This is a genomic window from Saccharopolyspora sp. NPDC047091 (genome assembly GCF_040643635.1).
Lineage (GTDB): Bacteria > Actinomycetota > Actinomycetes > Mycobacteriales > Pseudonocardiaceae > Saccharopolyspora_C.
Map to the genome: position 1 here is coordinate 1 of NZ_JBEYUS010000111.1, position 12159 is coordinate 12159.

Below are 12159 nucleotides of genomic sequence, written 5' to 3' on the forward strand. Positions count from 1 at the left end.
GGGTCCGGCAAGACGAACTTCCTGTACTCGATGCTCGGCGGCATGGTGGCCCGGTACTCGCCGGACGAGCTGGAGCTGTACCTCCTGGACTTCAATGGATGCGCTCGAAGGACTCGGCGATGACCGCCCGCACGCCCAGCAGGCTGGTGCCCTTCGCGGCCCAGTCGCGGGACGAACCGGAGCCGTACTCCTTGCCGCCCAGCACGACCAGCGGGGTGCCCTGCGCGGCGTAGTTCTGCGCGGCGTCGTAGATGAACGCCTGCGGAGCGCCGTCCTGGGTGAAGTCCCGCGTGTAGCCGCCCTGCACGTCGTCCAGCAGCAGGTTCCGCAGCCGGATGTTCGCGAAGGTGCCGCGGATCATGACCTCGTGGTTGCCGCGGCGCGACCCGTAGGAGTTGAAGTCCTTGCGGTCGATGCCGTGGTCGCTGAGGTACTTGCCCGCGGGGGAGTCCGGCTTGATCGCACCGGCCGGGGAGATGTGGTCGGTGGTGACCGAGTCGCCCAGCAGCGCCAGCACGCGGGCACCGGAGATGTCGGTGACCGGGCTCGGCTCCATGCCCATGCCGTCGAAGTACGGGGGCTTGCGCACGTAGGTGGACTCGCCGTCCCAGTCGAAGGTCTCGCCCTCAGGGGTGGGCAGCGCGCGCCAGCGCTCGTCGCCCTTGAAGACGTCGGCGTAGTCCTTGGTGAACATCTCCTGGGTGATCGCGTAGTCGATGGTCTCCTGGACCTCCTGCGGCGAGGGCCACAGGTCGCGCAGGAACACCGGCTTGCCCTCGGTGTCGTGACCGAGCGGGTCGGTCTCGAAGTCGAAGTCCATGGTGCCCGCGAGCGCGTAGGCGATGACCAGCGGCGGCGAGGCCAGGTAGTTCATCTTGACGTCGGGGTTGATCCGGCCCTCGAAGTTCCGGTTGCCCGACAGCACCGAGGTGACCGACAGGTCGTTCTGCTGCACCGCCGCGGAGATCTCCTCCGGCAGCGGGCCGGAGTTGCCGATGCAGGTGGTGCAGCCGTAGCCGACCAGGTGGAAGCCCAGCTTCTCCAGGTACGGCCAGAGACCGGCCTTCTCGTAGTAGTCGGTGACGACCTGCGAACCCGGCGCCATCGAGGTCTTCACCCACGGCTTGCGGGTGAGGCCCCGGTCCACGGCGTTGCGGGCCAGCAGCGCGGCACCCAGCATCACCGAGGGGTTCGAGGTGTTGGTGCAGGAGGTGATCGAGGCGATCACCACGGCACCGTGGTCGAGCTCGAACTCGCCCAGCTCGTCCGAGTTCACCTTGATCGGGTTCGTCGGGCGGCCGGAGGCGCCGTCGGCGGCCGAGACCAGCCGCGGCTTGTCGCCCTCGCCGTGGTGGGTCACCGACACCGGGTCGCTGGCGGGGAAGGACTCCTCGCCCGCCTCGTCGAGCGCCGCGTCGTCGGTGTTCTGCACCTGGACGTAGTCGGTGAGCGACTTGCGGAACGACGGCTTGGCGTCGGAGACCTCGATGCGGTCCTGCGGGCGCTTCGGCCCGGCGATGGACGGCACGACCGTGGACAGGTCGAGCTCCAGCAGCTCCGAGTACTCCGGCTCGTGGTCCGCGTCGTGCCAGAGGCCCTGCTCCTTGGCGTAGGCCTCCACCAGCGCGACCTGGTCGGCCGGGCGCCCGGTGAGCTTGAGGTAGCGGATCGTCTCGTCGTCGATCGGGAAGATCGCGGCGGTCGAGCCGAACTCGGGGCTCATGTTGCCGATGGTGGCGCGGTTGGCCAGCGGCACCGAGGCGACGCCGGAACCGTAGAACTCGACGAACTTGCCGACGACGCCGTGCTTGCGCAGCATCTCGGTGATCGTGAGGACCACGTCGGTGGCGGTGGCACCGGCGGGGATCTCCCCGGTCAGCTTGAAGCCGACGACGCGCGGGATGAGCATCGAGACCGGCTGGCCCAGCATCGCGGCCTCGGCCTCGATGCCGCCGACGCCCCAGCCCAGCACGCCCAGGCCGTTGACCATGGTGGTGTGCGAGTCGGTGCCGACGCACGAGTCCGGGTAGGCCTGCCCGTTGCGGGACATCACGGTGCGGGCCAGGTGCTCGATGTTGACCTGGTGCACGATGCCGGTGCCCGGGGGGACGACCTTGAACTCGTCGAAGGCGCCCTGGCCCCAGCGCAGGAACTGGTAGCGCTCCTTGTTGCGGCCGTACTCGAACTCGACGTTGCGTTCGAAGGCGTCCGGCTTGCCGAACACGTCGATGATCACCGAGTGGTCGATGACCAGCTCGGCGGGGGCCAGCGGGTTCACCTTGGAGGTGTCGCCGCCGAGGTCGGCGACGGCCTCGCGCATGGTGGCCAGGTCGACCACGCAGGGGACTCCGGTGAAGTCCTGCATGATGACCCGCGCGGGGGTGAACTGGATCTCCGTCGACGGCTCGGCCTTGGCATCCCAGCTCGCCAGGGCGCGCACGTGGTCGGCGGTGATGTTCGCACCGTCCTCGGTGCGCAGCAGGTTCTCCAGCAGGATCTTGAGGCTGTAGGGCAGCCGCGCCGCGCCGTCGACCGCGTTCAGCCGGAACACCTCGTAGGAGGCGTCACCGACCTTCAGCGTGCCGCGGGCACCGAAGCTGTCCTTGCTCGCAGGTGCAGTCACGTTCAACTCCATCTCGCGACGGGCGCAAGTCAGTTCAGGGAACGACCGCGAGTCTCGCGCACGTCGGCCGAGCGTGCGCGCAGCCCCGGCGGTCTGATGGTCATAACAGTACGCTTGTCCTGTAAATCGGCTCAAGGCCGGGTCCGCCCGAATCGGCCCTCCGATGTTCCGGTTCGTGCACAACCCCGTTTTTTCCGGCGGAATCCGTCCGGAACGCAGCGGAACGGTGCGAGAGATCACGTTTCGCCCGGGCGCGCCCCTCGGCGCTCGCGGAGGCGCGCGCCCGGCCGGCCGCGGACTTACCCTCGACGGGGCGCACCACCGGGCGGACCGGGGCCGCCCGGAGCCTCAGCGCAGGGGGAACCATGGCCACACGGGAGCGGTCCCGCAACGGGATCGGCGGCGAGCTCGCCGCGGAATTCCTCGGCACCTTCGTGCTCATCCTGCTCGGCTGCGGCTCGGTCGCCGTCGCGCTCGCCGGACTGCCCGGCTCCGGGCGCCAGGCGGACGCCTTCGGCGCGGGCAACTGGCTCATCATCGCGTTCGGCTGGGGGTTCGCCGTCGTGTTCGGCGTCTACGTCGCCGGCGGCATCAGCGGCGCGCACATCAACCCCGCCGTCACCCTCGCGTTCGCCGTCCGCCGCGGCTTCCCGTGGCGCAAGGTCGTGCCCTACTGGGCGGCGCAGGTCGTCGGCGCGTTCCTCGCCGCGGGCGTCGTGCACGCCTGCTACCGGTGGGCCATCGACGCCTACAACCTGAAGGCCGGGGTCGGACGTCCCGAATCGCTGGACACGTTCTCCATCTTCGCGACGTTCCCGGCGAAGTACTTCGGTTCCTCCTGGTTCGGCCCGCTGCTGGACCAGGTGGTGGGCACTGCGATCCTCGTCGCGCTGATCTGCGCGCTCATCGACCTGCGCAACACCGCGCCCGCCTCGAACCTCGGCCCGTTCCTGATCGGGATGGTGGTGACCGCCATCGGGCTGAGCTTCGGCACCAACGCGGGCTACGCGATCAACCCGGCGCGCGACTTCGGGCCGCGGCTGTGGACCTACCTGGCCGGGTGGGACCGAATCGCGCTGCCCGGCAGCTACCAGTACTTCAGCTGGTACTTCTGGATCCCGATCGTCGGCCCGCTGATCGGCGGCGTGCTCGGTGCCGTGGTCTACGACCTGTTCATCGGCAGGGTGCTCGCGGCGCGCGACACCGCGCCCGAGCCCGGTCGCACCGGCGACCAGGAGACCTGAACCCGGCCGGTGCCGGAACCGGGCGCGGTGGGGCCGGGACCTGTGCTTCGATGATCTCCGTGCGCACCCTGCTCGCCGCCCCCAAGTCCGCCGGTGTGACCGCAGCGATCCTGTCCGCGTTCTGCTTCGGCGGTTCGGGGCCGTTCGCGAAACCCCTGATCACCGCCGGGTTCAGCCCGCTGCAGGTGGCGTGGATGCGGCTCGCGGGCGGCGCGCTGCTGATGCTGCCGTTCGCGGTGCGCCACGCCGGAGTGCTGCGGCGGGCGCCGTGGCTGCTGGTGGGCTACGGGCTGTTCGCCATCGCCGGGGTGCAGACCTTCTACTTCGCCGCCATCGCCTCCATCCCGGTGGCGGTGGCGCTGCTCATCGAGTTCCTCGGGCCGGTGCTGGTGCTCGGCTGGATCCGGTTCGTGCGCCGCGCCCCGGTGACCAGGCAGGCCGCGATCGGCACCGCGCTCGCGCTGGTCGGGCTCGCGTGCGTGGTGGAGATCGCGGCCGGGTTGCGCTTCGACGCCGCGGGGCTGCTGCTCGCGCTGGCCGCGGCCGGGTGCCAGGCCGGGTACTTCCTGCTCTCGGACAGCTCCGCCGAGGTCGACCCGCGGGCGCTGGCCTCCTACGGGCTGCTCGTCGGCGCCGCCGTGGTCACGCTGGTCGCGCGGCCGTGGGAGCTCGACTGGGCGCTGCTGGCGAAGCCGGTGGAGCTGGCCGGGGTGCCCTTCCCGGCGCTGCTCGTCATCGGCTGGGTGGTGCTGGTGAGCACCGTGCTCGCCTACCTGACCGGCATCGTCGCGGTGCGCAGGCTGTCGCCACCGGTGGCGGGTGCGGTGGCGTTCCTGGAGCCGGTGGTGGCCACGGTGCTGGCCTGGCTGCTGCTCGGCGAGCACGTCGGCCGCTGGCAGCTGGCCGGGGGAGCGCTGGTGCTCGCGGGCGCGTTCATCGCCCAGCGCTCCGCTCCCGCGGTCGAACCCACCGCGCGGCCCGTCGAGGTCTGACCAGCGGCCTCCGGTCAGGCCACCCGGCCGCGGGCCATGCGCTGGTAGGCGGTCTTGGCGGCGTGGACGATGAGCCCCTCGAGGAGGGCCACGGCCACGCTGGTCAGCAGGGTCGCCAGGAAGTTCATGGTGGGCGCGCTTTCTGCCGTCTCGGATTCCTGCTCGTACGCCCCGACGGTCCCGGTACGGGGTGAGGAGCGGGTGGGTTCCGGGTGACGGGCAGGTGAAGTGGCGCGGAAAATCCGCCGTTGTCGCAGGTGGGGGATCTACGAGGGCTCGACGCGGCCGGTCGCCCCGAGTCCTCCGGGCGACCGGCCGCGGGTGTCACCCGGGTGTCGTGGCGAGCTGCCGCGAGCCTGCGGGCCGACCGCGATCGGCGCCGTTGCGGGGCTCCGGGAGCACCTCGCCGTCGACGACGGCAGCACGCTCCGCGTCCGGCTCCGCGACCGGTTCATCCGGTTCCTCCGCTGCCGCGGCCGGTAGCTCGCGCGGCTCTTCGGGTGTCGAATCCGCAGGTGGGCGCTGCCATATCACCACGGCTGTGGTGGTTCCGACCGCCGACCCGAGTGCGATCCACCACTGGTGTGGTAGTAGCGGAGTGCTACCGAAGAACTGGCTCAGACCCGGCACCTGCACCACCCCGAACAGCACCGCCAGCGACACCGCACCGGAGGCCAGCACCAGCGGGGTGCGGCCGCGCACGGCGAGGGTCTGGGCGAGCTGCGCGGACACCAGCGCCACCAGACCGGTGGTCCGGGCCTGCGCCGGGGTGGACACCGGGCGGGCCAGCGCCCAGGCGAGGCCGGCCGCACCGGCCGTGGCCGCCGCGCGCAGGTATACGGCCTCGGTCAGCGCCTTGCCCAGCGAGGCGTCCGGCCCCTCGGCGAGCAGCCGCTCCGGGGTGGCGTTCGGCGGCGGGCGCACCGCGATGGCGATCGCGGGCAGCACGTCGGTCAGCATGTTCACCACCAGCAGCTGGCGGGCGTTGAGCCCGGCGTCGCCGCCGAAGAACCCCGAGCCCACCGCGTAGCCGATCTCCCCGAGGTTCCCGCCGAGCAGCATCGACAGCGCGTCGTGCACCGAGGCCCACATCCCGCGGCCCTCCACGATGCCGTCGGTGATGGTCTCGATCCGGTCGTCGGCCACCACGAGGTCCGCCGACTCCCGCGCCGCCGGTGTCGCGCGCGAGCCCAGCGCGATCCCGACGTGCGCGAGCTTGATCGCGGGCACGTCGTTGGCGCCGTCGCCGGTCATCGCCACGGTGCGGCCGTCGGCGCGCAGCAGCCGCACGATGCGCGCCTTCTGCGCCGGGCTGACCCGGGCGAACACCGAGATGGCCGGCAGCTCGGCGGCCAGCTCCTCGTCGTCGAGCTCATCGAGCTGCGCGCCGTGCAGCACCCGCTTGCCGCCGAGCATGCCGAGTTCGGCGGCGATGGCCTCCGCGGTGCTCGGGTGATCACCGGTGATCATGATGACGTCGACCCCGGCCCGCTGCAGCCGGGTGACGGCCTCGGCCGCGGTGGGGTGGACCGGGTCGGCGAGGCCGAGCAGCCCGACGAACTCCAGCCCGGCCACCTCGGCGTCCTCCAGGTCGGTCCCGGTCTCGTCCGGGGTGGCCTTCTCGGCGACGGCCAGCATCCGGTATCCCAGCAGCGCGAGCCGTTCGATCTCCGCCTCGACCCGGGCGCGCGCCGCCGCGTCGAACTCGGCGCCGCGCCACCGCGCGCAGCGCTCCAGCACCACTTCCGGCGCACCCTTGACGTGCAGCGCCACCCCGTCGGGACCGCGGGTGCGGGTGGCGTGGAAGCTGCGGGACGGTTCGAACGGCAGGTCCGCCAGCACCTCCCGGCCGTTCGGGTCGATGCCCGCGGCCAGCGCCCCCTCCAGCACCGCCCGGTCGGTGAGGTGCGGCAGCGGCTGGTCGCCTTCGGCCTGCGGGTTCGCCCGCACCGCGGCCTCGACCACGGCGCGTTCGGCGGCGTCGAGCCGGTCCGGGCTGCTGCTGTGCGTGCCGTCGGAGACCTGGCCGAGGGTGATGCGGCCCTGGGTGAGGGTGCCGGTCTTGTCGAAGCACAGCGCGTCCACCCGGCCCAGCGCCTCGATCGTGGCGGGACTGCGCACCAGCACGCCGCGGCGGGACAACCGCCGCGCCGCGGCCAGCTCGGCGAGGGTCGCCACGAACGGCAGCCCTTCCGGGACGGCGGCCACCGCGAGCCCCACGGCGCGGCCGACGGTGGCCTGCAGCGGGGTACCGCGCAGCAGGTCGACCACCAGCAGCGCGCCGCCCGCGCCGACGGACAGCGGCAGGATCTGCCGGGTCAGCTCGGCCAGCCGGGCCTCGACGCCGCCCGCCGCGCCGCCGGACCGGCCGTCCTCCTGGGTGGTGCGGCCGACCTCGGTGGCGGCCCCGGTGGCGACGACGACGGCGGTCGCGGTGCCGGTGGCGACCGTGGTGCCCTGGTAGAGCATCCCGGTGCGGTCGCCGAGCGCCGCGGCCGTGGTCGCCTCCGGGGTCTTGACCACCAGGTTCGACTCGCCGGTGAGGCTGGACTCGTCGACCTCCAGGTATTCGGCCTCCAGCACCCGGCAGTCGGCGGGCACCCCGTCGCCGGAGCGCAGCTCGACCACGTCGCCCGGCACCAGCTGGTCGGCGGGCACGGTGGAGGTGGTGCCGTCGCGGCGCACGCGCGCGGGCAGCTGACCGGCGTCGAGCAGCTTGGCGAGCTCGCGATCGGTGGCGATGCGCTGCGCCCCGTCGATGAGCGCGCTGATCCCCAGCACCCCGATGATCAGCACCGCATCCAGGACGGAACCGAGCCCGGCGGACACGACGGCTCCGGCGACCAGCACCGGGGTCATCGGGTTGACCAGGCCTTCCAGCGTGGCGCCGACGACCCCGGCCTCGTGCTCCGCCCGCTGCGGCTGGGCCCGCCGCCAGCGGCGCGCGACCGCGGCGCTGAGGCCGTCCACCGAGCTGTCCAGCACCCCCAGCACGGCCCGGCCGGGCAGCGCGTGCCACGGGGTGCGCTGGTGCGGCGCGGGCGGCGGCCGCTGCCCGGCCTGGAAACCGGCGAGGGTCCCGGTGCCGAGCGCGAACAGGTTCGCGGCGTGCACCGGCAGCCCGGCGCGCGCGGGCGCGCCCAGCGACGGACCGATCGCGCCGAACAGCACGCCGAGGCACGCCCCGCCCGCGCACAGCGCGGCGGCGTGCTTGCTGGCGGTGCGGGCTTCGGCGACGGCGCACAGCGCGCTGTGCGCCTCGGACCGGTTCGGGGTCAGCAGGTCGGCTCCCCACGGCGCCGGCTGGTCGTTCTCGGCGATCCCGATGCCGACGTCGGCGGCGGCCAGCGCCGCGTGCCCGCGGGTGGACACCACGGCCACGACGTGCCCGTCCTGCTGCAACCGCCGCACCGAGGCGCCGAGCCGGGTACCGCCGTGCACCACGTCGTCGACGGCGAGCCTGCGGTCCAGCTTGCTGCCGATCCCGGCGAGCACCGCGGTCCCGGCGCTGCGGGCGGCGTCGATGAGCGCTTCGGCGAGCGGGTCGAGCTCCTCGATGACGGCGACCACGGCGACGAGCTCGTCGTGCCTGCGCAGTTCCAGCAGCACCGCGCCCCGGTCGCGGTGCTCGTGCAGTTCCGCCTGCACCCGTGCCGGCAGCTGCGCGGTGCGGCCGTCCAGCGGCGCGCAGGACCACTTCCCGCGGCTGCGGCGGGCCTTGGGCCGGTCGGGGGCGACGAGTTCGGCGGCGTGCGCGAACAGCCGGGTGGCGTCGGCGTCGCTGTCCAGCGGCACCACCTCGTCCACCACGCGGCGTCCGGTCAGCAGCGCGGGCGCGTCCAGCACGACGGTGTCGACCCGGTCGAGCCTGCGCACCGCCTTCGGTTCGAGGACGAGGGTGCCGCGGGCGGACAGCGCGGTGGTGAGCTGCGCGGCGAACCCGTCACGGCCGGTCTTGGCCGGTTTCGGGATCGCGGCGAGCATGGTGGCGAGCGCGCGCCGCTGGTCGCGGGTCGCGGCGAGCACCGTGCCGTAGCCGCCGAGCGCGAACGCGCCCGCGAGGTTCGCGACCTGCTCGACCGGTCCGTCCGGCAGGTCCACCGGCCGCGGTTCGGTGCTGATCGCGGTGGACTCGTGCGAGCCGGGCTGGGTGGTCTCCTCCCAGTGCCGCCACGCCTGCTGGCGGGCGATGCCCTCGCGGGCGGAGCTGAACCGGGCGGCCAGGTCGCTGAACACCGCCAGCGGGTTCTGCGCGAGCCCCTGGGTGACGGCTCCGCCGACGGCGAGCGCGGCGTCGGCGCCGGTGCGGCCGAGGGCGCTCTCCGCGCCCCGGCGCAGCCACGGCACCGAGTCGGCCAGCGACACCGCCGCCGGGATCAGCGGGGACGCGGGCCGGAACGGCAGCAGCCCCGCGGCGGCCGAGTAGCCGAGGCCGAGCACGCTCAACCCGAGCGCGCCGACGTCGCGCATCAGCCCGTCCGCGTTGCCGGGGTGCGCGGCACCGGCGGGGGAGTTCCCGAGCCCGGCCAGGTCGTGGTCGCGTTCGACCGCGTCGACGACCTCGGCCAGCGCGGCGCACCCCACCTGCTCGGCGTCGTGGTGCACCAGCACCCGGCCGAGCACGGCGTTCACCTCGACGGAGCCGACACCGTCCACAGCGGACAGCCGGTCGCGCAGGTCCCGGGCGGCGCCGGCGGACTCGGGCACGTGCAGGCCGCGGACCTCCAGGTGGCTGCGGCCGTGCCGGGTGTAGGTGCGGCGGTTCAGCGGTGGCGCGCCGGCGTTGCGGACGGCGTCGATCACGGGTGCGGCGACGTGGGCGGCTCGGGACAGCAGGGCGCCGAACGGCATGGAATCCCTCTCCGGGAGTGCGGGCGCGGTGCGCGGGAAGCGCGGTGCCGGGTGGCGCACGCACCGCCCCGGTCCCGGGAACGACCGCGTGGACCGGGGCGGTGGGCGGTTCGGGATCTCCGGAACCGCGGTGCGGCTACTTCTGGTCGTGGCCGATGACGGCGGTGCCGACGCCGATGGCCAGCGCGACCGGCCATTCGAGCAGGCTCAGCGCGACGCCCGCGGCGAGACCTCCGTAGAACAGGGCCTGGCGGGGTTCGGGCAGCTGGGCGCGGACCGCTTCGGTCGCGGAGGCGAGCTCCTTCTTGCCGGGCAGGTGCACGTCGGGCGCGTGGAACTGGGCGGTGACGAACGGCAGGTGCACGGTGGCCTCCTGCGCCTTCGACGTGGCGGTCGACTGCGAGGTGGTCCCGGATCCGGTGCTCGCGGTGCTGCGGCCGCTCGAGCCGCGGCTCCCGGTCGCGGTGCTGCGGGAGGTTCCGGTGCCGCGGGAGGTTCCGGTGCCGCGGGAGGTTCCGGTGCTGCGCGAGCTCCGCGCAGTGCTGGACCCGCGACCGGACCTCGTGCCCGTGGAGGTGGTGCTCGTCCTGGTGGTGCCGGACCCGCGCGCCGACCTCGTGCCCGTGGAGGTGGTGCTCGTTCGAGAGGCGCCGGATCCGCGACCGGACCGGGTGTTCGCGGAGGTGGTGCTCGTCGTCCGCGAGGTGCCGCCGGTGCTCTTCCGGGTGCTGCCGGAGCGCGAGCCGGACCCGGAGCCGCGCCCCGCGGCGCTGCCGCCGGACGTGCTCCGGCCGGAACTCGACTTCGCTCCGGAACTGGTTGCGCTGGTCATGTGTTCCTCCCCGCTGACGACGCAAGAAACGTCCACCGTAAGTGGGTATGAACAAGGTATGAATCGAACGGACTCCAAGTCCCCACGAAGGGGTCAGGTCGGAGGACCCGGGCTCACCGCGGGTGAACCGCTCCCGCGCGGACCGGACCGGACACCGCGCGGAGGGCCGCCCGGTAGCGGCGCAGCACCAGGTCCACCACCAGCGGGTGCGCCCCGATCGGCTCGGCCACTCCGCGCACCGGCAGCGCGGCCAGCCGCCGGTGGAACGCCCCGGGAGCCAGCAGGTACGGCGCGACGAACCGGTCCGGTCCCGGCTCGGCGCACACCCGCTCGGTGCGCGGCTCCGCGGTCGTGACGTAGCTCGGCCGCAGCACCCGTCCGCACCGCGCGCCGAGCAGCCGGGCCGCCGCCCGCACGTCCGCCAGCGCGCGCGGATCGGTGGAACCGGCGGCGGCGAACACCACCTCCGCGCCCGGCCGCCAGCCCACGGTCCGCAGCCGCCGCAGCAGCACCGCCGCGAGCTCCGGAGCGGGCCCCAACGGCGCGGTCGTGGTCACGTCCGCGCGTCCGGCCGCGGCCAGCTGCGCGGGCAGGTCCACGCGCACGTGGTACCCGGCGGCGAGGAAGGCGGGCACCGCCACCACCGGACCGTCCAGCCCGTGCAGCGCCTCGGCGACGGTCGGGCCGATGACGTCGACGTAGGCGGTGCGCACCGCGATCCCCGCGCGCTCGGCGACCGCGGCGGCGATCCGGTCGACGACCGGCGGGCCCGCCGGGTCGCGGGTGCCGTGCGCGACCAGCAGCAGCGGGGGAGTCACGCGCCCTCCGCGTCCAGCGGCAGCCGGTAGCCGCGTTTGATCACCGTCTGCACCAGTTCCGGGGCGCCGAGCGCGGACCGCAGCCGCGCCACGGCCTGCTCGACGGCGTGCTCGTCGACGGCCTTCGCCCGGCCCGCGGCCAGCGCGGCGGCGAGCTCCTCGCGGGCGACGACGCCGCCGGGCCGGGCCAGCAGCACCCGCAGCAGCGCCTTGCCGCCCGGCGACAGCGGCCGCGGTTCCCCGTCCACGGCGGCCGCGTGCCCGCGCAGCTGCAAGGTGCGTCCGGCGACCGGCAGCGACGGGTAGCGGCCGGGCAACCGCTCGCACAGCTCCCGCACCAGCGCACCGAGCCGGGCGCGCTGCGGCAGCACCGCCGGCACTCCCGCCTCGGCCAGCGGCGAGTGCGTCACCGGGCCCACGCACGCGGCCAGCACGGGGCCGGACAGCGCGGTGAGCAGCTCGGCACGGCACCCCTGCTCGGTCGCGCGGTCCAGCAACCCGGCCGCGGCGGGCGCGCTGGTGAACGTGACGGCGTCGACCTCGCGGGCGCACACCGCGTCGACCAGCGCGGCCAGCGGTCCGGTGTCGGCGGGCGGGCACCAGCGGTACACCGGGATCTCGACGACCTCGGCGCCCGCGGCCCGCAGCGCGGCGGTGAAGTCGGGCAGCGGCCTGCCGTGCAGCTGCACCGCCACCCGCACCCCGGTCAGCGGCCCGGACAACAGGTGCGCCCCGGTACGTCCGACCTGCGCGCCGCCTTCGGGGACGGCCGCCCGCCGGTGCTCTACGGGAACGCGCC

The 12159-nt window shown here is 74.2% G+C and carries 6 protein-coding genes and 2 pseudogenes; 3 read left to right on the forward strand and 5 right to left on the reverse strand.

Annotation, left to right across the window (positions count from 1 at the left end; genetic code table 11):
* Positions 1-93: pseudogene (locus ABZ805_RS28060) on the forward strand (FtsK/SpoIIIE domain-containing protein); the annotation flags it as partial.
* Between the two features lies 1 nt (position 94).
* On the opposite strand, the pseudogene ABZ805_RS28065 reads toward ABZ805_RS28060, so the two are convergent.
* A pseudogene (locus ABZ805_RS28065) lies at positions 95-2635 on the reverse strand (aconitate hydratase); the annotation flags it as partial.
* A 353-nt stretch (positions 2636-2988) separates the two neighbouring features.
* Between ABZ805_RS28065 and ABZ805_RS28070 the strand changes: the two are divergent.
* Positions 2989-3867, forward strand: a complete 879-nt coding sequence (locus tag ABZ805_RS28070; protein ID WP_358446567.1) for an MIP/aquaporin family protein — start codon at positions 2989-2991, stop codon at positions 3865-3867.
* 50 nt (positions 3868-3917) lie between these two features.
* Positions 3918-4859: an EamA family transporter gene (locus ABZ805_RS28075; RefSeq protein ID WP_358446569.1), complete on the forward strand. Its 942-nt coding sequence runs from the start codon at positions 3918-3920 to the stop codon at positions 4857-4859.
* A 324-nt stretch (positions 4860-5183) separates the two neighbouring features.
* Here the strand turns inward: ABZ805_RS28075 and ABZ805_RS28080 are convergent, their stop codons facing one another.
* The 4 genes from ABZ805_RS28080 to ABZ805_RS28095 all read right to left on the reverse strand — a co-directional run.
* Positions 5184-9710 carry an HAD-IC family P-type ATPase gene (locus ABZ805_RS28080; RefSeq protein WP_358446572.1) on the reverse strand — a complete coding sequence of 1509 codons (4527 nt, stop codon included), beginning with the start codon at positions 9708-9710 and terminating at the stop codon, positions 5184-5186.
* Positions 9711-9846: 136 nt separating this feature from the next.
* Positions 9847-10074, reverse strand: coding sequence for a hypothetical protein (locus tag ABZ805_RS28085; protein ID WP_358446575.1), 228 nt, complete (start codon positions 10072-10074; stop codon positions 9847-9849).
* Positions 10075-10655: 581 nt separating this feature from the next.
* The gene (locus tag ABZ805_RS28090; protein ID WP_358446577.1) at positions 10656-11360 is read right to left on the reverse strand and encodes a sirohydrochlorin chelatase; all 705 of its coding nucleotides are present in this window, start codon (positions 11358-11360) and stop codon (positions 10656-10658) included.
* A partial coding sequence (locus tag ABZ805_RS28095) for a uroporphyrinogen-III synthase (RefSeq protein WP_358446580.1) occupies positions 11357-12159 on the reverse strand: 803 nt, incomplete at its 5' end. The genes ABZ805_RS28095 and ABZ805_RS28090, both read right to left, overlap by 4 nt.